Annotated in this window: 18 protein-coding genes; 9 read left to right on the top strand and 9 right to left on the bottom strand. The window is 42.1% G+C overall.

What is annotated here, in order from left to right; genetic code table 11:
• Positions 1–51 precede the first annotated feature (51 nt).
• From VIM89_RS24225 to VIM89_RS24210, 4 genes are all read right to left on the bottom strand, one after another.
• Positions 52–1,386, bottom strand: coding sequence for a hypothetical protein (locus VIM89_RS24225; protein ID WP_488158776.1), 1,335 nt, complete (start codon positions 1,384–1,386; stop codon positions 52–54).
• Positions 1,387–1,394: 8 nt separating this feature from the next.
• Positions 1,395–2,195, bottom strand: a complete 801-nt coding sequence (locus tag VIM89_RS24220) for a hypothetical protein (RefSeq protein WP_488158775.1) — start codon at positions 2,193–2,195, stop codon at positions 1,395–1,397.
• 11 nt (positions 2,196–2,206) lie between these two features.
• Positions 2,207–2,698, bottom strand: coding sequence for a heavy-metal-associated domain-containing protein (locus tag VIM89_RS24215; protein WP_488158774.1), 492 nt, complete (start codon positions 2,696–2,698; stop codon positions 2,207–2,209).
• 156 nt (positions 2,699–2,854) lie between these two features.
• A complete protein-coding gene (locus tag VIM89_RS24210; protein ID WP_488158773.1) occupies positions 2,855–3,235 on the bottom strand; it encodes an HYC_CC_PP family protein in 381 nt (126 codons plus the stop codon).
• 89 nt (positions 3,236–3,324) lie between these two features.
• Here VIM89_RS24210 and VIM89_RS24205 point away from each other — a divergent pair, with 89 nt between their 5' ends.
• Positions 3,325–4,167 (top strand): DUF2911 domain-containing protein, encoded by an 843-nt coding sequence (locus tag VIM89_RS24205; protein ID WP_488158772.1) that lies wholly within the window; start codon positions 3,325–3,327, stop codon positions 4,165–4,167.
• A gap of 332 nt (positions 4,168–4,499) precedes the next feature.
• On the opposite strand, the gene VIM89_RS24200 is transcribed toward VIM89_RS24205, so the two are convergent.
• The 3 genes from VIM89_RS24200 to VIM89_RS24190 all read right to left on the bottom strand — a co-directional run bounded on the left by VIM89_RS24200 (position 4,500) and on the right by VIM89_RS24190 (position 9,340).
• Positions 4,500–6,212: a sodium:solute symporter family protein gene (locus VIM89_RS24200; RefSeq protein WP_488158771.1), complete on the bottom strand. Its 1,713-nt coding sequence runs from the start codon at positions 6,210–6,212 to the stop codon at positions 4,500–4,502.
• Between the two features lie 108 nt (positions 6,213–6,320).
• On the bottom strand, positions 6,321–6,515 hold the full coding sequence (locus tag VIM89_RS24195; protein ID WP_488158770.1) for a hypothetical protein: 195 nt from the start codon (positions 6,513–6,515) through the stop codon (positions 6,321–6,323).
• Positions 6,516–6,808: 293 nt separating this feature from the next.
• Positions 6,809–9,340 carry a PIG-L family deacetylase gene (locus VIM89_RS24190; RefSeq protein WP_488158769.1) on the bottom strand — a complete coding sequence of 844 codons (2,532 nt, stop codon included), beginning with the start codon at positions 9,338–9,340 and terminating at the stop codon, positions 6,809–6,811.
• A gap of 198 nt (positions 9,341–9,538) precedes the next feature.
• Here VIM89_RS24190 and VIM89_RS24185 point away from each other — a divergent pair, with 198 nt between their 5' ends.
• From VIM89_RS24185 to VIM89_RS24165, 5 genes are all read left to right on the top strand, one after another.
• Positions 9,539–10,189, top strand: a complete 651-nt coding sequence (locus tag VIM89_RS24185) for a TetR/AcrR family transcriptional regulator (RefSeq protein ID WP_488158768.1) — start codon at positions 9,539–9,541, stop codon at positions 10,187–10,189.
• A gap of 25 nt (positions 10,190–10,214) precedes the next feature.
• Positions 10,215–11,537 carry a TolC family protein gene (locus VIM89_RS24180; RefSeq protein ID WP_488158767.1) on the top strand — a complete coding sequence of 441 codons (1,323 nt, stop codon included), beginning with the start codon at positions 10,215–10,217 and terminating at the stop codon, positions 11,535–11,537.
• Between the two features lie 23 nt (positions 11,538–11,560).
• Entirely contained in the window at positions 11,561–12,610 is a 1,050-nt protein-coding gene (locus VIM89_RS24175; RefSeq protein ID WP_488158766.1) for an HlyD family secretion protein, read from the top strand.
• Positions 12,611–12,615: 5 nt separating this feature from the next.
• Positions 12,616–14,166 carry a DHA2 family efflux MFS transporter permease subunit gene (locus tag VIM89_RS24170; RefSeq protein WP_488158765.1) on the top strand — a complete coding sequence of 517 codons (1,551 nt, stop codon included), beginning with the start codon at positions 12,616–12,618 and terminating at the stop codon, positions 14,164–14,166.
• Positions 14,167–14,515: 349 nt separating this feature from the next.
• A complete protein-coding gene (locus tag VIM89_RS24165; RefSeq protein WP_488158764.1) occupies positions 14,516–15,532 on the top strand; it encodes a YihY/virulence factor BrkB family protein in 1,017 nt (338 codons plus the stop codon).
• Here VIM89_RS24165 and VIM89_RS24160 read toward each other — a convergent pair.
• The gene (locus VIM89_RS24160; protein WP_488158763.1) at positions 15,526–16,851 is read right to left on the bottom strand and encodes a D-alanyl-D-alanine carboxypeptidase/D-alanyl-D-alanine-endopeptidase; all 1,326 of its coding nucleotides are present in this window, start codon (positions 16,849–16,851) and stop codon (positions 15,526–15,528) included. The genes VIM89_RS24165 and VIM89_RS24160 overlap by 7 nt on opposite strands.
• Before the next feature lie 216 nt (positions 16,852–17,067).
• Between VIM89_RS24160 and VIM89_RS24155 the strand changes: the two genes are divergently transcribed.
• The gene (locus VIM89_RS24155; protein ID WP_488158762.1) at positions 17,068–18,159 is read left to right on the top strand and encodes a pepsin/retropepsin-like aspartic protease family protein; all 1,092 of its coding nucleotides are present in this window, start codon (positions 17,068–17,070) and stop codon (positions 18,157–18,159) included.
• Between the two features lie 2 nt (positions 18,160–18,161).
• Here VIM89_RS24155 and VIM89_RS24150 read toward each other — a convergent pair whose 3' ends face one another.
• Positions 18,162–18,434 carry a hypothetical protein gene (locus VIM89_RS24150; protein ID WP_488158761.1) on the bottom strand — a complete coding sequence of 91 codons (273 nt, stop codon included), beginning with the start codon at positions 18,432–18,434 and terminating at the stop codon, positions 18,162–18,164.
• Between the two features lie 196 nt (positions 18,435–18,630).
• Here VIM89_RS24150 and VIM89_RS24145 point away from each other — a divergent pair, with 196 nt between their 5' ends.
• Both VIM89_RS24145 and VIM89_RS24140 read left to right on the top strand, forming a co-directional pair.
• Positions 18,631–19,536: a collagen-like triple helix repeat-containing protein gene (locus VIM89_RS24145; protein WP_488158760.1), complete on the top strand. Its 906-nt coding sequence runs from the start codon at positions 18,631–18,633 to the stop codon at positions 19,534–19,536.
• Between the two features lie 166 nt (positions 19,537–19,702).
• Positions 19,703–22,642 (top strand): outer membrane beta-barrel protein, encoded by a 2,940-nt coding sequence (locus VIM89_RS24140; RefSeq protein WP_488158759.1) that lies wholly within the window; start codon positions 19,703–19,705, stop codon positions 22,640–22,642.
• Positions 22,643–22,683 lie beyond the last annotated feature (41 nt).

Below are 22,683 nucleotides of genomic sequence, written 5' to 3'. Positions count from 1 at the left end.
GCTTAAGAAGACTTACGAAGTTTTAAAAACTTCGTAAGTCTATTGCATCAATTACCTCGGTGTAATCCTCAAATACACCTCAAACCCCACTGGTGTACTACCATAAAGCGTCTTTAACTCAGATGGTGATACATTTAAAGTAGATTGAATACCTGCAGTTAAGTTTGTTTTAGCTACCGTTGCCAATATCCTGTTTATCCCCAGTGTAAAAGCATTTATAGTAAAATTTGGATTGAGTGGGTAAGTATCCGTCAGATCCAATTCATCGGCATCCTTTTGCACATGTTCATACCGGCTATAAACAGCTGTTTTATGCATTTGCCAGCTGCTTTCCAGTAATACTGATGGCAGCGTTTTGTGATTATCTGAGAAGTGATTCTGTCCGTAAACCAATGTCGTAGCTATATAGCTGTCATCGTCCAGCATTTTGGTGTAAATGGCTGAGGCGGTAAATCTGTCCACGTTCTGTTGTGGTTCGGCACTTTCCGGACTGTGTATCCAGCCGTTTGATACCTGCAATGCCCACTGTTTTGAGGGATTATAGGATAAACGTAAAGAGTAAGAATCAAACCGCATCGCATCAAAATTATATCGGTACTCATCCGGCTCTCGACCGGTAAAAATCGATCCTTCTAGCTTGATATCTTTGTAACGGAAACCTAAGGTCGAAGTACCGAAAGTAATATGCGTAGCATCCGAGTAGTGATGACTCAGTGGTGCATCCGGATCATTCATGGCTGATAAACGGTGCATAAATACCGGTGGGCCCAAAGCTGGTTCGCCAGGATATCCGAAAGAAAGTGAAATGTCTGCGTCCTTTGCAACACGTTGGGTGTAATTGACGCTCAACTCAGCAAAAAGATCATGCGGGTGTTGCATATCTACTAACTTTTTGCCCTTGTATGATTCACCGGTCTGGAACAACAAAGGATATCCACCGGGTCCAACAAGAAACGGATCGAAAGAGAACATGGTATTTATAGAAAACAAACCATTTTTCCCAATTTGCCTCTGCGTCAACGCCATCAGCCAGTTTGGAGCATCAAACTTTTTACCGCCGCGACTGCCGGAGTTGAACAGGTCCTGTTTATTATATCTCAGGAAAAAGCTGCCATGGATCATGGTCATCCACTTTTTACCATGGATCATGTAAGCATACATCGGCGTTTCATCAGGCACCCATGATGTTCCGGAGCCATCACGGCTCATCGGTAAATCAAGCGAGTATTGGCTATTCATTTTCATGGACATCATAGAGCCGGAGTCCATTTTCATATCGCCCATGTCCATGCCTTTCATCGAGGTATCGCTTTTCATGGGCATTTTTTGGGCAAATGCCTGGCTTAAAAATAGAATTGCAATTATAGATAGGGTGATTTTTTTCATAGCGGATACTAAAAAACATTAAATAAATTGTATTCCAACCTGACCAGGTAAGTATTCTGACTTGTCCTGGTCATATTGTTATATAAAGGAGTTCGATAAGAAAAATCGACCCTGAAAAAACTGTTAAATATAAGTTGCACAGCCGGAGCAATATCCAGGTAACTTTGTCCATAGCCGGGATTTGCTTTTCCTAATAACTCTGCATAAACATTAAGGTTTACCTGGTCATAGTTCTCATATTTTCTTGGGAATAACAAGTACCCTGCGGATAGTGTATATCCGACTGCATCATGTGCATAAGTTGCAGGTATATCATAATCTTGGTTGTTAAAACCGTGCAGATAACTTGTTGAAGCGGATAAAGCCAGTTTATGTATCAGTTTGGTAAAAACTACTCCAGTTTGAAAACCGCTGTTATCACCTTCAAGCGCTATTTCCTGATTGTGTATAGGATTGCTTATTGACGCTGCTTTTACAAATACCGCCCCCCTGAAATGACTCTGTACCGAATCTATCGAAAGGAAACGATACTTGGCATACACACTTCCGCCTTCCAAATGCTGCTGATTTTGGTAATAATCGAAAGCGTATAAAGTGCCGTGCACCATCAGGCTTTTGCTTGCGCCATACATCACTTCCAGACTGGTTCGGTTCTTATATTCCGGGTTGAAATAGCCTTGGTTTTCCAGTCGGATACCAAGAGAATGAGTAGCCATATTACTAGCGGGTTCGGTATTCACATATAATTCCTGCGAAAAGGCAGAAAGGGTCATCCCCGAAAGGATGACAGACAATAATATAATCTTCATGATCTTGAGGATTATATCGAAATATGGTAAATATGGCCACCGGCTTCGGCCTTATCGGATTGGTATTTCTTATAAACCGAAGCCGGCGCAAAGCCTTTATCAACCACCGTTACTTTAGTTGGCCCTGTTAACGTTCTGCCATCGCCATTGACAACACGGTATGAGTCACCGCCATAACTGAAGGTATTATTGTTGATTTTGACGTTGTCGAAATCGAAAGTTGCTTTCAGGCTATTGACAAAAAATCCGGCGCCTTCAACTTTTTTGCTGATCTGGTCCAGCTCTACCGGAACATCTTTTTTAAAGGTAATCACAAATACATTGCGGTTCAGATCGGCTTTGATATCGCCTATGAAATTCAGGGTTCGCAATGATTTCTCTGTAGCTTTTGAACACATGGAGCAGGTGAGGCCGCTTACCTGTAATTCGGCTTTGGTGAATTGTGCTTTTGCAGCAGTTATTGAGGTAATAAATATTACCAGGAATATTTTAAGAGTTTTCATTTTGATCAAAAATTAAGCTGGATTAAAAAATCTCTAAGTTCTAAAACCTAAACTCTAAAATTGCTTTAGAACATTAATACTTAGGATTTAGAAATTAGAATTTAGTGTTTGAGCACATGGGTGTGCTGTGGCAGAATGAGGGCCGATTAATTAAGATCAGATAAGAAAAGTACAGTATTTAAGAAAGAGAGGAACATCTGGTGCCTTGGGCGGACCACGATCGGTTACATTGGCAACTACCGGATTTTGAACAGCCGGAGTAAAGATCACAAAAGCTGATACCGGTAATGCTATCGGGAAAAATTTGGACCAGTGTAAAGGGGAGTTGTTTTGATGCGCATCCTTAACCTTTATCTCGATCTTTTGATCCTTACAGCATTTCATTTTGCTGTTTTGCAGCTTGGCGCAAGAGTTGGCTGGGGCATCTACCTGAACAGAGGCCAACCTGTTGAAGCAATAATGCAGGTTCAGTGCAAAGCCGGACACTGTAGTTAAATACAGCATCGCTAATACAATTATCACCGACCTTTTGAGCATAATACAAACTTAGGCTTTTACATTGTCATTACCAACAGTCTAATGTATCGTAACAATAATTAATATCTTAGTAGCATAAAACCAAAAAAATGAAACGCATTTATTTCTATCTGGCAGCCATGCTGATCGCATGTGTGTCGCAAAACAGCTATGCCCAAGCATTAAAGACTCCACAGTTGAGTTCAACTCAAACTGTTACGCAGGATCTTGGTTTAGGGCAAATCACATTAACCTATTCCCGCCCAAATGTGAGAGGGCGGAAAATATTTGGCGGTCTTGAACCTTATGGCGTTGTGTGGCGCACCGGGGCAAACGCTGCTACCATCATTAAATTTTCTGACGATGTAACCATTGACGGCAATAAAGTTCCTGCCGGTGAATATGGATTATTTTCTATCCCCGGAAAGGATGAATGGACTGTTATCCTGAACAAAACCGCACACCAATGGGGTGCTTATACCTATAAACAGGCAGAGGATTTTCTGCGTTTCAAAGTAAAGACGGTAACCCATTCTGAACCAACTGAAACCATGACCATCCAGTTTAACAATGTAGATCAAACCAAATGCGAGCTGGAAGTTAAATGGGAGAATACATCATTCTCATTCCCTATCAGCACCGAAGTTGATAGTAAGATCATGGCTAATATTGATGAGATCATGAACCATGATAAAAAACCATATTTTGAAGCCGCCATGTATTACTATGAGAACAATAAGGACCTGAGCAAGGCACTGGAATGGATAAGCACTGCTGAAAAAATGGAGCCTAAAGCGCCTTTCTATAAAGTATGGAAAGCACGTATCCAGTTAAAAATGGGTGATAAAGCTGGCGCACTTGCTACTGCGCAAGAGGGTGTTAAGTTGGCTAAAGAACAAAAAGATGACGAATATCAACGCCTGAACCAGGCCGTTGTTGATCAGGCAAAATAATTTTTTTTGATTTTTTCTGCCATTACAAAAACTGTCTCAGCTGTTTGTAATGGCAGTTTTTGTACTATTTTCTCACCTGCCCTTTTGAAGTGCCTGATGGTGAGGGCAATTTATCTTAAAAGCCGGCGTTCCTATTAAGTAATAATTAATTAGAAAACTTTCCAATAAGGCAAAAAAATAGCCAGACCTCGCGCCCAGCTATTTTCCCTAATTAATTTAATGCTATTATTTAACTAAAGGTAAATAAAAAAACGATCAGATTGGTAGTGTAACCACAATGTTACAATAGGTTTCTTATTGTCTTAAAACATAGTGACTTATACAATTGTATCTCAAGCCGAAATTTTCCCCTGACTTTCAGTCTCTTCTCTAATTACCAGGTTGATCAGCCATGCAATGATGATCACCAGGAAACAACCGATGGCATTTAACCATAAATAAGCAATTACATTATAAAAGCCCATTATACAAATAATGATCTCGCTTATTATTGCTGCTATAAATACAGATGTGCCTTTTATTTTTTTGAGATAGAAAGCAACCACAAAAACGCCCAGAATCGTTCCGTAAATAAATGAACCCAGCTTGTTGACCGCCTCAAGTAAGTTGCCCAATTTGGCGGCGTATAAAGCCATCGCTATGCATACCAATCCCCAGAAAACTGTAGCCAGACGGGAAGCATTGAGGTAGATTTTATCAGACGCATTGCGATTAATGACACGTTTATAAATATCCACCACGGTAGTAGAAGCAAGCGAGTTGAGCGCACTTGCCGTTGATCCCATTGATGCTAAAAACACGATCGCTATCAGCAGCCCTATCAATCCATTTGGCAAAAAATGGATCACAAAATTCAGGAAGACGTAATTGGTGTCATCAGTGTCGGCCTTACTATTGTTTTTCTTCATCAGGCTGATGGCATTTTTCCGAATCGCTACCTCTGCCGCATCTGCCTGTTTCAAATTATCGCTTGCCTTGTTTATCTGCTCTTCGTTTTTGCTGTCAAATGCTTTTAATAATTCATCAGCGCTCGCTTTTTTCTGCTGAAATGCAATAGCATATTGTATTCTCAGATCGTTGAATTCATGAGCGTGTTTCCCTTTTTTAACCTGGGTTACCTCGTATTTGTTAAAGAATAAAGGGGGCTGGTTAAACTGATAAAAGGCAAATACCAAAATACCGATAAGCAAGATCAGGAACTGCATCGGTATTTTGATCAGTCCGTTCATGATCAAACCCATACGGCTTTGGCCTACTGAACTTCCTGTTAAATAACGCCCCACCTGGCTCTGATCGGTACCGAAATAGGATAACTGCAAAAAGAAGCCGCCGATCAAACCGCTCCAAACGTTGTACTGGTTGGCAGGATCAAACTTCCAATCGATCACATTCATCTTTCCTAATTTCCCTGCCAAATGAAGCGCTTTCGTGAAGCCAACTCCTGATGGCAGCAGTTTAACCACCACTACTCCCGCAAGAAACATCCCTAAAAATATGATGCTCATTTGGAGCAGTTGGGTATAGCTTACAGCTTTGGTACCGCCGTAAACGGTGTAGAAAATTACCAGTCCGCCGATGAAGAGCGTAGTATAAACGGTATTAATACCTAATATAGTCGATAGAATGATAGACGGCGCATAAATGGTGATCCCGGTAGACAAGCCACGTTGTATCAAAAACAGCAGCGAGGTCAACGCACGGGTTTTCAGGTCGAAACGATTTTCCAGGAATTCATAGGCAGTATAAACTTTAAGCCGGTGAAAAATCGGAACAAAAGTGATACACAGCACGATCATGGCCAGCGGCAAACCGAAATAAAACTGTACAAAACGCATCCCGTCTGAATATGCCTGACCGGGTGCTGATAAAAAAGTGATCGCGCTGGCTTGCGTGGCCATTACTGACAAGCCCACAGTATACCAGGGCATGGAACGGTTACCAACAAGAAACTGATCTATATTTTGATTGCGGCCGCTTTTCCAAACACCGTAAACTACGATGGTAAGGATGGTAAGGGTTAAGACGGTCCAATCAATCAGGCTCATTTAAAGAAGATGGTGATGAGCCAAAATACGAAAATTAAAAAAACCAGCCATACGATAACGATACCGTAAAACTGGTTCCAGTTTTTTATGAATGAGGGTAATTCAGGATCAGCGTTGTTCACGGCCTCTTACAAATACCGTTACGTATAAAAGCGCTGTCAATAAACCTAAGATACCACCAACAATAACCCATTTAATACCCACTTCCAATACCGCGCCGGTCATCAGGCCAAATACCAGTCCAACCAGGTAATATAAATTGGTTACGTTAAATTCTTTTTTCTCTTCTTGATGATGTGCCATGTTATGCTTATTTACAACAGTGCAAAAGTAATTGTTTCTGTAAGGATTACAATAAAAATTTTTGTGTTATAAATGCCCCCTTATTTTAAGAAAATAAACTTTGTCATTTCGAACGAACGGAAAGGAGCAGAGCGTCGGGGTGAGGAGAAACCTTATACTAGATGCTTGCGAACTATTCAAATCGTATAAGTTTTCTCACCTGCACCCACGCAAGTCCACTTCTGCAGGTTCGAAATGACATTAGTTTTATAACTTTTATTAATCTTAGAAATCCCTCAAATCCCAAAATCGTGTCACGGATTCGCTTTCGGCTTATTTATCATATTAATAAACAACCGATAAGCACCCGGAACCCCCGCAGGCAATTGCCTGAAAAATGCCAATGACGTATAAATAAAACGCCCTTTGCCGTATTGGGTAGTGATAAGCGCACCATCTTTGGGTGATTCACCTGGATCAGCCATTTGCAACACTTTTTGGTATTGCGGATCGGAATCTTTTGTAAAATATAAGCCACGCTCTTGAACCCAGCCATCAAAATCGGCAGGAGTGATCTTGTTGGGATAGTTTAATACCGGGTTATTCGGGTCGAGGATGGTGATTTTCGCGTTCTCGTCGGTCACGCGTTCGTTTACTACTTTGAATGGATATGGACCAATATCTTTAGTTACCAAACCGTTGCTGTTATTGTATTGCACCAGTAGGTTGCCACCATTTTTCACGTATTCCATCAACTTAGGTTGCTCGATAACCAATCGTGGGTCAACGTTATAAGCACGCACACCTACTATAATGGCATCATAGCCTGACAGATCACCGTTCAATATTTCATTTTCTGAAAGCTGGTGAACTTCATAACCAACCTGTTTCAGTGCTTCGGGCACCAGGTCTCCGGCGCCATTAATATAGCCGATCTTCTTTCCTGCAATTTTCAGATCAAGCTGAACCAGTTTGGCCTGTGCTGGAGGGAACAGTGTAATGTTTGGGATATGATTATAATGGATTGACAGGATACCATCTTTATAAACAGTATTATCGTGATCATGTGTTACCGAAGCTTCCAACACGCCGGTTTGCGATTTATTACCCGATGGTGTAATGGTAAAATCCTGATCCCATTCATCACCTTTATTTTTATTGGTGAATTGAACCCGCTCCGGACTGATCTTCCATCCCGGAGGCGCATCCAGGCTAATACTGCCTGAACCTATTTTTTCAAAAGCCTCTAATTTTACCTGCACCGTTTGCGGCTGCTGGGAATTGAAGATGTAGACTTTATCCTGAATATTGGCGGTTACTGGCGGTGTGATTTCAACTGGCTGGTAAATTTCGCCCTGGGCAGGATTTACATATTTATATTCAAGCTTTCTATTTACGCTTATAACCCGATCATCAATTAAAAATTTAAATACAACCTTCGGTGCGTCAGTATTTTCAGGACTACCAACATCACCCTCGTTTTCAATTGTGTAGCTACCGATAGGGTGCGGAGACATTAACCAATAAGGTTGCGATATTCTGCCGACAACGCATTCGTTAGTGAAAGTTTGAAGCTCGTTTGCAGGAAGCGTTTTATCTTTATCAGCCACAGGTAATTCATAATGTGCTAAAGGATGAAGGAAATCTGAAGTAATTGATGGCACATTATCGGGATGTTGGATTACAGTTAATCCATGCAATGCCGCTTTGAGTCCATAACGGTTTATCACTTGCGAACGAATATTCATTTGCTCGCCTTTAGCATAGGTTAGTTCATTGGTATAAGCCTCGCACCATAGTCCTCCGCAAGCGGCAATCAATTCGCTCAATTCCTTTGTCTTTTCCTCACGCCAATAGGTATCATCTATTTTCTGAACCTGGTCATACACTTTCAATAATGCCGGAACAGATTTATCCGGATGATTAACATCAAACTCTTTAGTGATCTTTTCAATATCATTTCCTATCTCGCTTCCACCCTTTATTCGCCCCCATGTGGTATTCACACCATCCATCAGATCAGTTTTGGGGGCGTCGCCCAATATCGTTTTAAAATATTCATAAGCATCACCGCGTTGCCTTGCCGAACCGAAGCCTTGTGTTTTGTGGTTCGAGCGGCTTTCGGCAGCTAACTCACCGTAACCTTTACCTAATAGCGGGTTATACACCCCAACATTCACCTTAAACTGATCGGGCGCTATGGTATTGGTATTGCCAAAGTTAAATGTGTTCCACATGATACGCTTTGGCTGCCAGGTTTGCACGTATTTTAATTGTTCCGGAAAGCGTTTCGGATCAGCTGCTGCGGTGAATGCTTCCTGCGCCAAAATAGCTGAGGCAGTGTGGTTCCCATGCCCGCCCTCTCCGGTAGTCGGGAAGCGGCAAATAATCACATCCGGCCTGAATTTGCGGATCACCCAAACTACATCGCTTAATATTTTTTCCTTACCCCAAAAATCGAGTGTTTCCTCTGGACCTTTTGAGAAGCCAAAGTCAAGTGCACGAGTAAAAAACTGCTCGGCACCATCCACTTTACGCGCCGCTAAAAGCTCTTGTGTACGGATCAATCCCAATAATTCACCCTGCTCATTACCGATCAGGTTTTGACCGCCATCACCACGTGTCATTGATAAATAACCAGTTCGATAATGCTTTTCCTGCGCCAGGTAGGCCAGCAGACGGGTATTCTCATCATCCGGGTGTGCGGCAATATATAATACACTGCCTACAACATCCAGCTTTTTTAGATTTTGTTCGATGGTAACTATGTCAGTTGGGGGAGCGGTTTGTGCAAATGCAAGCCCGCCAATCAGTAAAAATACAGGCAGAAAAAGGAATCGTCTCATAAGTAAAAAACAAGCGGTAAGATAGATGGATATTTCGAATACGTCAAATGTAAAACAAAACTGTTACGTAGCTAAATTGTTAAAAACTAATCAGTTGATTGGATTTCTAAAGTCTCTTAATCAAATGATTACATTAAGATAACAAAACCCTTCTTGACATAATCAATCGATTGATTAATTTTGTGCCGCTGAAAAGAAATGGATAAAGATAAGATCGATAAAAAAGAACACATCCTTGACGTTGCTGAAAAGGTTTTTTCAGAACTCGGATTTGATGGCGCTTCTACCCGGACAATTTCGGGTGAGGCCGGTGTAAATATGGCGATGCTGAATTATTATTTCGGTTCAAAAGAGGGATTGTTCCTGGCAGTTTTCAACCGGAAGATCAAATCGTTCCAGAACTTATTGCAAAACATCGGCAGTGATGATACCACTACATCGTGGAACAAGATGGAACAATACATAGACCTGTATGTGCAGCGTGTGGTAAGCAACAACTGTTTCCAAAAAATGCTTTATCAGGAATTGGCCATGCAGCGCCGGGGACAATTAAGTGATGAGATAGCAGGAATATTGATGACCAACGTCCTGGAGCTGAAAAAGATCATACAGGATGGCATAGATAAAGGCGAATTTAAAAAGGATATAGATAGCGACCTGGTGATAGCTACCATTTATGGCACCAAAAACTTTATAATAAATGCTCCCCAGTTGACTACAACTATGCTGGGATATGATATACAGGACGAAAAAATACTGGAGGGAACATTTAAACCCCGTATTGAAGCCTACATGAAAAAACTTTTAAGAGCTTACTTAGTGAATGAACATGATAACACAAATAAATAACCCCCTTAATCACCCATTTAAAAAAATGGTGAAACCCCTATACCGTTTCGCTATTGCGATTTTGGTTCCGGGTTTGATGCTAAGTGCAACCGCTTCTGCCCAGGACAGAACCCTGACCCTCGACGAAGCAATTAAACTGGGCATCCAGAACAGCAAAGTACTTAAGCTGTCACAGTCAAAAATCGATCAGGCTGTATCCAAGTACAAACAGGCTAAAGACCAGGTTTTACCTACAGGCAGTGCAAGCTTTACTTATGATCGCGCACAGATACCTGCCAATCGCCTTGCTTTTGGACCAAGCAGTTTTAACTTGCCAAGCAGCGCAAATGCTTATTTAGGCATAGTTTCATTGAACGAAACCATTTGGGCCGGCGGCAAATTGAAATTGGCACAGGAATCGACCGATTTACTTACCAGGGTATCACGACTGGATGCAGACAAGGATAAAGACGAGATCGTTTACGATGTGGTTAATTCCTTTTACAATCTGTATAAAGTGCTGCAAAGCAAAAAGGTTGTTGAGCAGAACCTGAAATCGATAGACGAGCAGATCCACCAATCTCAACGTTTCTTCGATCAGGGTTTGGTAACTAAGAATGACGTATTACGTTTCCAGCTGCAACGTTCAAATGTTGAGCTGAACGGCATTGACCTGGAAGCTAACCGCAAGATCATCAATTATGATCTGAACATCCTGTTAGGCTTGCCCGAAACAACCCAAATCACTATTGACCAGATCAACGAAACAGACCGCCAGATTGGTTCGGTAGGAAGCTATATCGATACTGCAATGGCCAACCGCCAGGAAGTACAGCAATTGGTGTTGCAATCAAAGGTTGCTGATAACAACATAAAGAGCATTCATGCCAATCAGTTGCCAACTTTGGCAGCATCGGCAGCAGGTTATTATGTTGACGTTGCAGCTAACCCGATACCGAAATCAGGAAACTTCATTACACCGTTGACTGTAGGCTTAACCTTCTCATGGAACTTCTCATCACTCTGGACCAACAAAAACAAAGTGACCGAGGCTAAGATCGAACGTGATCAGGTTACCATTAACCAGGGTATTACTGCCGATAACATCCGCAAAGATGTAAACCGCAGCTACGAAGGTTATATGGAAGCAGTTAACAAGATTAAATTGCTGCAAACATCAATAGATCAGGCAGGTGAGAATGATAAGATCCTGCAATCGAAATACAAAAGCAATGTAGCTTCTGCTACCGACAGGGCTGATGCTGAAACATTATTGTATCAGGCTCAGATCAACCTGGAACTGGCTAAAGCTGATGCAGGACTTGCTTACTATACATTATTAAAATCAACCGGAAAACTTAACAAATAATAAAAATTTAACTACACCATAAAATGGCACAGGAACACGAACCCAAAAAGAAACCGAACAGGGTTATCCCTATAATCCTTGGAGTGATACTTATCGCTGGTATCATATTCGGAATAAAAGAATACATCTACTACGGTAAACACATCGATACCGATGACGCCCAGATCGACGGCGACGTAAGCCCGGTAGTAGCCCGCGTAGGCGGCTATGTGGATAGCATCTTCTTTGAAGAAAACACCCACGTAAACGCTGGTCAGGTTTTGGTAAAGATCGATGACCGCGATTATAAAGTAAAATTAGAACAAGCCCTGGCTGCACAAAAAGGTGCCAGCGCAGGTGTAAATGTTGGTCAGTCACAAATCACTGCGACTGCAGCTAACTCATCAAGCGCACGTGCACAGGCCGAATCTGCTGCAGCACGATTAGAGAAAGCTAACAAGGACTATGCACGTTACGCTAACCTTGTAAAAGACGGATCAATCACCCAGCAACAATTTGACCAGGCAAAATCAGACCGCGATGTAGCTGCTGCTACTTACCGTGCTGCACAAGATCAATATAAAGCTGCTTTAGAGCAGGTTGGAACAACCCGTAATCAGTTGACTGTAACCAATGTAGGTGTTACCCAACGCCAGGCTGATGTTGACTATGCAAAACTGCAATTGTCATACACTACTGTTACTGCACCATCAAGCGGTATTACTTCTAAAAAGAATATCCAGCTGGGTCAGTTGGTACAGGCAGGTCAAACTTTATTCAATATCGTAAATGATAACAGCTTATACATCACTGCGAACTTTAAAGAAACACAGCTGACCAACCTGAAGAACGGTCAAAAGGTGAACATTGAAGTTGACGCCTTCCCTGATTTGGAATTGCATGGCGAGGTTTACAATTTCTCACCTGCTACAGGTGCTAAATTCTCGCTGTTACCGCCGGATAACGCTACCGGTAACTTTGTTAAAGTTGTACAACGCGTACCTGTTAAGATAAAGATCAATGCTGATAAAGAAATCATGGCGAAGCTGCGTCCGGGTATGAGTGTAAATGTTTCTGTAATCTATAAAGACTAAATACCATGGCCGAAACCGGTTTTAAAAAATGGATCATTACTATTACGGTAATAACAGCCTCACTTTTGGAGCTGATAGATACCACGATAGTAAACGTGGCCCTGCCGCAAATACAAGGTAACCTTGGTGCAACGCTGGAGAACGTTGCCTGGGTAGTTACCGGATATGCGGTGGCCAACGTAATTATACTACCCATGTCCGGGTGGCTGGGCAGTTTTTTTGGCCGTAAGAGCTATTTCATAGGTTCGATTGTACTATTTACCATTACCTCATTCCTTTGCGGTAATGCGCACAGTTTAAACGAGCTGGTTATATTCCGTATCATACAAGGCGTTGCCGGGGGTGGCTTGATATCAACCTCACAAGCTATTTTGGTGGAAACCTGGCCCCGTGAACAGATAGGAACAGCTACAGCCTTATTTGGTTTAGGCGCTGTGGTAGGCCCAACGGTAGGGCCAACCATTGGCGGATATATTACTGATCACTATACATGGCAATGGATATTTTATGTGAATATTCCGGTGGGCACAATTGCTGCCTTCTTTGCTTATACGTTTATTAATAAAACGCCCAAAGAGGCCAAAGGAAAGCCCATCGATTGGTGGGGTATACTCCTATTAGCAATTGCTGTAGGCAGCCTGCAGGTGATATTGGAAAAAGGTGAGTCTGAAGACTGGTTTGCAAAAACCTATATATTGGTGCTTACCATAACCGCTATTTTAGGTACCATTTTATTCATCTGGCGCGAGACCACCTACGAGTTTCCGATCGTGAATTTCGGTATTATGCGGCACCGCAGTTTTGCCGTAGGTATGTTTACCTCATTTATATTGGGCTTTGGTTTATATGGTTCGGTATTCGTGTTCCCTGTGTTTTGTCAAAACCTGCTTGGGTTCACGGCGCAGCAAACAGGCGAGCTTTTGTTCCCGGGCGGCTTGTGTACTATTGTAATGATGCCGTTTATTGGCAAAATGCTGAACAAAGGCATACCGGCACAATTTATGGCGACGGCAGGCATGTTCCTGTTCTTTGTATTTACCTTCATGCTTAGCGGTTCAACTTTAGAAACCGGCGAGGTGAACGTGTTGATACCACTATTGATCAGGGGTGTAGGTATGGCATTATTGTTTGTACCATTAACTACTTTGGCTATAGCCGATTTGAAAGGACCGGAAATGGGACAGGGAACCGGCTTGAATAATATGATGCGCCAGCTTGGCGGCTCATTCGGCATAGCTGCCCTTACCACCATCATTCACATTCGCCAGGGTGTACACCGAAACAATTTGCTGACTAACATTAACCCGTATAACAATGCGTTTTTACAGCGTATGCATATGATGGAACAGGCTTTTATGGCTAAAGGCAAATCGGCTATCGATGCGACACAAATGGCTTACAGGGCTATTGAAGGTGCGGTTGTAAGGCAATCATTACTATTAACTTATAATGATGCTTACCTGCTATCGGGTCTGATTATGCTATTTTCAATCCCGCTGATATACTTGCAGCCATTTAAAAAGGGCAAGGTAAGTATACCAACAGATGCTCACTAAATGATAAAAGCCGTTCGGTCTTGCAACTGAACGGCTTTCCCCAAAAAAAATTTAACAATTAAAGTTTTGATATCAAACCCCAACGCCGGATCATTCCTAAAAATCACGCTTTGGAATTGAGTAATCTTATGGTATAAAATTATGAGTTTTAGAACCATAATATCAAGGAATTAAATAAAATATTATTAACAAATTTAAATCCTTTCACACCTCAAAACGCTCCTGCCTCAATCCTGACGCTATTATCTGACAATTTAGGATGATTTCTAAATGCTTAACCTTTAAGCGCCTCCAAATATTTTTCTAAACAAAAAAGCTTAAAATTGGCTTATTATCGTGGTACAGAGCCATGATCATAAAAAGACGGTTCATCCTGATGAGAATTTTAAGCAAACGATATCTTAAAACACTTTGGAAAGTTATCGTGGCCACTTTTATGGGTTTTATAAACGATAACGGCTTAAAACTAAGCGCATCGCTGGCCTATTATACCGTATTTTCAATCGCCCCGCTTATCATATTGGTTATTTCCATATCCAGCCTGGTGTTGCGGCATTATTCCTTTAACGATGCTTTGTATGGGCAGATGTCGCAATTTATAGGGCAGGATGCCACCCATCAACTTCAGGAGGTGGTTAAGAACCTGGCGCTTTCCGGCAAAACAGGCGTCGCTTTGTTGTCGGGTATTATCATTCTATTACTAGGCGCGAGTAGTATGTTTGTTGAGATACAAGATTCACTCAATATTATTTGGAGGGTAAAATCTAAACCCAAAAAAGGCTGGCTAAAATGGCTGCAAAACCGGTTCCTTTCATTTTCACTGATCATAGGCCTGGGCTTTTTGTTGTTGGTGAGTCTTATCATTAACCTTGTGGTAAAGGCTCTCAGCACCCGTTTGGAGCATTTTTTGCCCTATGTAACGGTAACCATTTTCGATCTGATCAACCTGGCTATTACGCTACTGGTGATTTCAGCTTTGTTTGCTATCATATTTAAATTCCTCCCCGATGTAAAGATCAAGTGGAAAGATGTCCGCTCAGGCGCTATCTTTACAGCCCTGTTGTTTATGCTTGGGCAATACCTTATAGGGTTATATATACAATACACCGCCCAGGGCTCAGCTTATGGTGCTGCCGGTTCTATCATCGTCATTTTAGTTTGGATATATTACACCTCTACCATCCTGTACATTGGCGCTGAGTTTACGCAGGTATACGCCGAAGCATCCGGAAGCAGGATAGAACCCGCCGAATATGCAGTGCATGTGTTGCAAACCGAAGTAGAACATGAGGTAGACGACTTGCCTCCGCAAAACCCAGAGCTACAGGGGAACCTAAAAGAAGCAAAAAAGCCATCCAATCAATAGTTATCGTGTATGTAGGTGATGATGCGGACCATCTCATCACGGATCTCGCCCGTTGGCCTGGTGAAGTTGTTATTCATAAATGAAAAAGCAAGGCGTTTGCCCTTCCTTGTTACCAGGTAGCCGCTTTGATTATGGTTGTTGGATAACGACCCGGTTTTGGCCCAAACAAAAGGTACGCCGTTGTCGGTTTTGTATGCTTTGCGTATCGTCCCGGCAACGCCGCCAATCGGCATCAGGCTGTGCAGTAAACTATCGTTTTTCATTTGGTCCGATATCTTGCATAACAATGCGACTATACTTCTTGGCGTAAACAAGTTAAATCTTGAGAGCCCTGAACCATCTACCCATTGGGGTACATCGGGCAAATCATTCAGGTAATGCATCTTTGAGTAGGCAATGACCGAGTCGGCATTCATTATTTTAAACTTTGTAGATGAGCAAACCAGCAATAACTGTTCGGCAATAAAATTATCGCTTGGTTGCAGCATACGTTTGTAGACGCTATCAGCATTGGCATCATAAATAGTTTTGGCGCTGTCAGCCAATGGGACATGCATTTCGCCTACCTCCTTTTTTAATGTATCCTGCAACAATGCAAGGGTAAGAGCGGTACTGGTTTTCCAGGGAATTTCTTTATGGTAACCGGCAGGTGCTTTCATCGCCGGATATACAAAACTATTGGTCAAAAAATCGCGCTGCACCCTGAATGCTGCCGGTTTATAATTGCTGTCGCATTTTAAATATTGGGTAAGGTAAGATGGGGTAATTTTCAATTGCCCGCTGCTATCAGCCGACAGGACAGCCACATTATCTTCAACAGGCAATTCGGTTATTTCGGCCTGGTAATAATCGTTATAATCGTCCCATGCCCATCCTGAACCAAAAAATTCATTTTGATACTGGCCCGATGAAAAATAGAGCTGCTTATCTGAGTTTTTTAGAAGGTCATATCCTCTCAGCCCCTTCAGATCGGTATGCAGAAAAGCCGGATCACCCGTTCCCCAGAATATCAGTGAATCATTGTGGTTGACATATTTTAAAGCTGGTATGGAATCGCCCAGCATCTTCAGACAGGTGTAAAAGGTGAAGAGCTTGGTGTTGGATGCAGGTGTAAAGTATTTATCCGAATTAAGCTCATAGATCATCTTCTTCGCATCCATGTCGTACAATGCAAAACCCGTAAAATGATCCTTTACTATTGCTGAATGCTTAAAAAGCTTTCTGATTTTTCGCTTCCTGATTTTACCGGCATCGGCTGTGGTATTTATCAGCAAAAATATTGCTGCTATCAGTAACATTACCAGGCTTCTTCGTATCATATAATTTTAGAGAACTAAACTATTTATCGTAAATTTATTAATCCAATTATAATCAAATTGTTACTTAAACTACCTCATAAGACTAAGCTTCTGCCTGTTTTGGGTTTGATTTGTTTACTGTGCTTCTGTCATACACCGGCCCGGGCCCAATATTTTGATATTGATAATGGCTATAAATCGGTACGGATCCCTTTTAAACTGATAAGAAACCTGGTAGTGATAAAATTAAAAATAAATGGAAAAGGCCCATTTAATTTTATCCTGGATACCGGGGTCGGGCTTATGGTTATTACTGAACCCAAATTAGTCGACTCCATCAACCTTCAGAATAAGCGGACCATCAAAATGGCAGGACTTGGAGAAGGAGACGCTTATGAGGCTTATGTAACTCCGCCATTAAAAATAGAAATACCTAATCTGACCAGTTATGATGTCGCGGCGGCTATACTCAAAACAGATCATTTTAACCTGTCAAATTTTGTGGGCATCCCTATTCATGGGCTTTTGGGCTATGAGTTTTTTAACAACCTTGCTGTAAAACTAAGTTTTATTGATAGTGCAATAACCGTTTACAAGCCAAAAGAAGTACGCAAATTCAGAACGGGCGAGAAGTTACCAATTACTGTAGAATATCATAAACCATACTTACAGGCCAAGGTGATATTACCCAACGGCAAGGAGCAGATGAGCAAGCTGGTGATTGACCTGGGCGCAGGTCACCCCGTTTCGCTCGAGAATATGATCAAAAAGAATGGCTTGCCTCAAAAATTTATTATTGCCAACCTGGGGGTAGGTCTTGCAGGTCCAATCTCCGGGTTTTTAAGCCGGATAGATGAACTAGATCTGGGTAAATACCGGCTTAAAAAGGTGATCACCTCTTTCCCGAATGACTATGACGAGGCCACGTTGAAAAGCTTATCTACTCCCAGAGACGGGAACCTTGGCGTGGGTATACTGAAAAGGTTTACTGTTGTATTTGATTACCCTGATAATGCGATCTACTTAAAGCCTAATGCAAACTTTGGCAATCCTTTTGAGCACGACATGAGCGGCATAGAATACTATGCTGCGGGCGAGGGGTTTAAGCACCTCGTAATAAGCAGGGTCGAACCTGGCTCGGCAGCCGATGAAGTGGGCCTTGAAAAAGATGATGAGATCACCTCTATCAATTTCAAACCGGTGGGCGATATGACACTTGAAGAAATAGATAACCTCCTCAAATCAAAAAACGACCGTAACCTGCTGATCGAAGTTTATCATGACCATCGGTTTGACAGGGTCATCCTCACACTTAGACGCAGGATCTGATCTTATTTTAACTGGCTGATATTTTCAAAAAAGGCGCTTTGCAAATCAAGCAGTGATTTCACTTTTATGGTTTCGCCGTAAGTATCAAAACATAAAAACTCAACTTTTTCAGGATGTTTGGTGTCAATCTTCTCAAAAAAATTGAAGGTCTGGAAAAAATAATGGCGGGTAATAATGCTTTTTCTTTTGTTTGACCTGGAAGAGTTTAGCCTGAACCCAAACGCATCAATCCATTGATGGATCCGGGTGTGGAGTGAGGATGCGATTTTTTTCATAGATAACCTTTTCATTTCTAACGAAAAACATTTGGCCTTGTTTTAATTTATAACGGAATTGTTTCCCAACAGCCGTTCATAAATTATACTTAAATCCAGCGGAAAATTTAACTGGATTTTTTTCTCAAAATGAAATGTAACTTATTGAAACAGTTAGCGTACAAAGCTTTAATTAATTTATTTTAACGTACCCTATATGAGACGAATTAGACACATATTACCATTAATATTACTAGCATGCTTAATTAGTATTAATGGTTGTAAAAAAGACAAAACACCCGGACCTGCCGGTCAAACAGGTGCTACCGGTGCTACCGGTGCACAAGGCGACATAGGTGCTACCGGACCACAGGGACCGCAAGGGCCTGCCGGAGGCCCTCAGGGAGCAACCGGTGCTACGGGCGCCACAGGTGCAACCGGAGCTACTGGTTCAAACGGAACTAATGGATCCAATGGCGTAAACGGTTCAACAGGTGCTACCGGCGCAACAGGCGCTACCGGTTCAAATGGAACTAACGGCACAAACGGATCGACAGGCGCAACCGGAACTGCCGGCGCAACCGGCGCTACCGGAGTTAAAGGTGCAACCGGAGCTACCGGTGCTAATGGCGTGACTGGTGCAACCGGAACTGCTGGCGCAACCGGCGCTACCGGAGTTAAAGGTGCAACCGGAGCAACCGGAACTGCTGGTGCAACCGGCGCAACTGGAACTGCTGGCGCAACTGGCGCAACCGGGGCTACAGGTGCCGCAAACGTAAATACATATTTATTACGTAACGAATCCATATCAATTACCGGAACATCTTTCGCTGTTCCTGCTATTACACAACAGATTGTTGACCAGGGCCTCGTGTTGGTTTACATGAGTACAAGTCAAACCGGTCCATGGTATCCGCTTCCGTATACTCAGGGCGGCACAACAATCAGCTTGTTAAGCTACGGCGTAGGTACTATAAATGTGATAGCAAGCCCGAATCAAACCGGCATCTATCTTAAGGTTGTCGTAATACCTGGTAATTCACTTACTCAGCTGAATGTTACCAACCCGCACTTGAATTTCAATAATTATAACTCAGTTGCTTCAGCACTGCATTTGAAATAACTTTATAAGTTCAAATAAAAACTCACCCTCTGATTTGATGATCAGGGGGTTTTTTGTTTTATAATGTAACAATGATATGATTTTTAGGCTTTTGATATTTTTAAGTTGAACCTTTGCGTTTTGTTATAGTCTTTATGACTTTGACAGTAGTATCCAAAGAAAAGTTATGAAACCCTTATTACTAATTTTTATTTTCTCTTTACTAACCACGATTTATGTCCATGCACAAACCGGAAGGGAAGTTCATGGCACTGTAACAGATTCTACCAAATTGGGTGTACCCGGAGCCAACGTCAAACTGATATCAGACAAAGGAGACAGCACTGTAACTATTACTGACCCAAACGGAAAATTTGTTTTCCCTGCAGTTAATGGCACAAAGCTCATACTTACCATAACATCAATTGGCTATCAAAGCATTAAAAAGCATTTCGCACTGGATAATGATACCAAGCCCGCCACTTTAGGCACAGTAATTTTAAAGCCGGAAAATAATACGCTGCAAGGAGTTACCATTGTTGGCGTAAACCCGGTCACCCTGAAAGAGGATACTGTTGAATATAAAGCCAGCGCTTATAAAGTACGCGAAAATGCACCGGTTGAAGACCTGATAAAAAAGCTGCCCGGTGTTGACGTAGATGTGAACGGCAATATTACCACGCAAGGCAAGCAGGTGACTAAAGTAAGAATCAACGGTAAAGACTTCATGGGCGGCGACGTGCAAAGCGCTACCAAGAACCTTCCTGCCGATGTGGTAGAAAACATCCAGATGATCGATGACTATGGCGACCAGGCAAACCTGACCGGTGTAAAAACAGGCGAGCCGGATAAGATCATGAACATCACTATCCGCAAGGATAAAAACTATGGCTATTTTGGCCAGGCAACAGCCGGTGATGGTGAAGATGCCCTACCAAAAAGCCAGGGACTGCCTGATGATAACCGTTATCTTTTCAGCTTAAATGCTTTCCGTTTTAATGGCGACCAGCAGATGGCTTTGCTGGGAAGCATTAACAATACAAATGTTAATACTTTCTCATTCAACTCCAACAATGGTGGAGGTGGCGGAGGTGGTGGCTTTGGCGGAGGTTTCGGCGGAGGAGGCGGCGGCCGTGGGAATGCCTCGCGCGGGGCGCAAAATTCAGGCAGCCTGATCACTACGCAAAATGGTATTACCGATGCTCATTCAATAGGCGCGAATTTCCGTGATCAATGGGGAAAAGCTTTGTCGGTATACGGCAGTTACAGCGTTGCCGATAATACCGTGTCTACCAACAGTACTAACTTCCAGCAAAATACAAACGCACAAAACCCAAGTACAAACAATCAAAACAGTGCCGAAAAGGATAAAAACTTTAATGAGCGTTTTACCTGGAATATGGAATATAAACCTGATACAATAAACTATTTAAAGGTAACTCCGACGTTCACTTATGCAACTACACGCTCTGTTGATAACGAGCAGAACAATTTTAATTATCCAAACAGCCCGGATCAGAATAACAGATATAATTCATACACAAGCAGTACTTCCAATGCGCCTTCATATGGTATTACAGCCTTGTATAATCACCGGTTTCACCATAAACGCAATTTTAGCTTAAATGTTAATATAAGCTCTTCTCCGAGCACACAATACCAGCATGTGGTAAACGTATACACCGAAGGCCAGCCTAATACTCCGCCAAACCAGGTGCTTAATACCAATAGCCGGACCACTACATTTGGTACTACCTTGTCATTCCTGGAACCAATAGGAAAACGTGATTATCTTGAGCTTAATTACGCGCTCAGTCATTCACATACAACAAATGATAAAGCAACAGAGGTTTCTGATACGGTTACTATTTTCCCTATGCAATATGACAGCGCATTGAGCACCCGCTATAATTATAATTTCACCACCAACCGTTTTGGTTTGAATTACCGGTTCATTGAAAAGAAGTATAACTACACCCTGGGTATTGCGGCGCAACCTGCTACGTTAGACGGCTATTCGCCTCTTACAGGAATACAAACCCACATCAATACATTCAATATTATTCCTACAGCCAGGTACATTTATAACTTTTCAAGAAGCCAGGCATTTAGTGTCAATTACAACGGATCAAGCAGTTCGCCAAGTTTTACGCAACTGCAGCCTGTTACCGATTTCTCTAACGCTACATACCCGGTACAAGGTAACCCCGATTTGAAGCCTCAGTTTACCAACAACTTTTCGATACGGTATAATGCTTTCAGCTTCGCTACAGGGAATATATTTTTCATCAATTTCGCCTTCCAGGATATAAGCAATGATATTACTACCAATACCATCACTTATCCGCATACATACTCGCGCGATCCGAGACTTTCCAATGCGATCCTGACGCAATATCTTAATGCGGATGGCTATTATAATCTTAGCGGAAGTTTTACCTATGCCAAGCCATGGGATAACCGTAAATACTCATTGATTTTCACAAACACATTGAACTATACCAATAGTGTTAGCTATTTAACCAATGTAAGCGCAGCAGGTGACTCTGTCGCAAATAAAAATATTGCCAAAAACCTCCAGTTAACACCAGGTGTTCGTTTCAGGGTAGATTTTACAGATATAATCGATGCGCAGGTATTGACTAATTATGCAATTAATCATACCAACAATTCGGTGAGCAGTCCATTGAATAACAATACTTTTACCCGTACCTGGAATATCGGTGTTAACGGTAAAAATTATTTTAAGGACTGGACAGTAAGCTATGATTTTAGCAAGGCGGTCAATTATGGGTATAGTTCGTCTTTAGGAAAAGTAACCAACCCGAATATATTGAATATGTATGTTGAACGCAGGTTTTTGAAAGATCATCGCGCAACTATCCGTTTATCGGCTTTCGACTTGTTTAATCAGAATACCGGGTTTTCATCAGCTTCAACGCCCAGCTCATTTACCGAGACCCATGTTAACAGGTTATCACGATACTACCTGGCAACCTTTACGCTCCGTCTGCAAAAGTTTGCGGGTAAAACACCAACCCAAAATCCTGAAAGACAATTCAGAAGAAATAACAGGGGTGATGGCGGCGGAGGTCTTCCGGGCGGACCAAGCGCTTCAGCAGAATAATTTCATGTTTATTTAATGGAAAAGGCCGATGTAATTTTTTA

Source organism: Mucilaginibacter sp. (assembly GCF_036568825.1).
In the GTDB taxonomy this organism is placed as follows: domain Bacteria; phylum Bacteroidota; class Bacteroidia; order Sphingobacteriales; family Sphingobacteriaceae; genus Mucilaginibacter.
The sequence above is the reverse complement of the archived record's forward strand: the minus strand, read 5'-3'. Positions and strand labels throughout refer to the sequence as shown.

What these genes read in the sequence shown, in the direction of transcription:
- VIM89_RS24150 (WP_488158761.1), bottom strand. Translation starts at nt 18,434, where the DNA reads ATGAAAAAAATCGCATCCTCACTCCACACCCGGATCCATCAATGGATT.
- VIM89_RS24185 (WP_488158768.1), top strand. Translation starts at nt 9,539, where the DNA reads ATGGATAAAGATAAGATCGATAAAAAAGAACACATCCTTGACGTTGCT.
- VIM89_RS24210 (WP_488158773.1), bottom strand. Translation starts at nt 3,235, where the DNA reads ATGCTCAAAAGGTCGGTGATAATTGTATTAGCGATGCTGTATTTAACT.
- VIM89_RS24225 (WP_488158776.1), bottom strand. Translation starts at nt 1,386, where the DNA reads ATGAAAAAAATCACCCTATCTATAATTGCAATTCTATTTTTAAGCCAG.
- VIM89_RS24175 (WP_488158766.1), top strand. Translation starts at nt 11,561, where the DNA reads ATGGCACAGGAACACGAACCCAAAAAGAAACCGAACAGGGTTATCCCT.
- VIM89_RS24220 (WP_488158775.1), bottom strand. Translation starts at nt 2,195, where the DNA reads ATGAAGATTATATTATTGTCTGTCATCCTTTCGGGGATGACCCTTTCT.
- VIM89_RS24205 (WP_488158772.1), top strand. Translation starts at nt 3,325, where the DNA reads ATGAAACGCATTTATTTCTATCTGGCAGCCATGCTGATCGCATGTGTG.
- VIM89_RS24180 (WP_488158767.1), top strand. Translation starts at nt 10,215, where the DNA reads ATGGTGAAACCCCTATACCGTTTCGCTATTGCGATTTTGGTTCCGGGT.
- VIM89_RS24195 (WP_488158770.1), bottom strand. Translation starts at nt 6,515, where the DNA reads ATGGCACATCATCAAGAAGAGAAAAAAGAATTTAACGTAACCAATTTA.
- VIM89_RS24165 (WP_488158764.1), top strand. Translation starts at nt 14,516, where the DNA reads ATGATCATAAAAAGACGGTTCATCCTGATGAGAATTTTAAGCAAACGA.
- VIM89_RS24215 (WP_488158774.1), bottom strand. Translation starts at nt 2,698, where the DNA reads ATGAAAACTCTTAAAATATTCCTGGTAATATTTATTACCTCAATAACT.
- VIM89_RS24190 (WP_488158769.1), bottom strand. Translation starts at nt 9,340, where the DNA reads ATGAGACGATTCCTTTTTCTGCCTGTATTTTTACTGATTGGCGGGCTT.
- VIM89_RS24140 (WP_488158759.1), top strand. Translation starts at nt 19,703, where the DNA reads ATGAAACCCTTATTACTAATTTTTATTTTCTCTTTACTAACCACGATT.
- VIM89_RS24160 (WP_488158763.1), bottom strand. Translation starts at nt 16,851, where the DNA reads ATGATACGAAGAAGCCTGGTAATGTTACTGATAGCAGCAATATTTTTG.
- VIM89_RS24170 (WP_488158765.1), top strand. Translation starts at nt 12,616, where the DNA reads ATGGCCGAAACCGGTTTTAAAAAATGGATCATTACTATTACGGTAATA.
- VIM89_RS24200 (WP_488158771.1), bottom strand. Translation starts at nt 6,212, where the DNA reads ATGAGCCTGATTGATTGGACCGTCTTAACCCTTACCATCCTTACCATC.
- VIM89_RS24145 (WP_488158760.1), top strand. Translation starts at nt 18,631, where the DNA reads ATGAGACGAATTAGACACATATTACCATTAATATTACTAGCATGCTTA.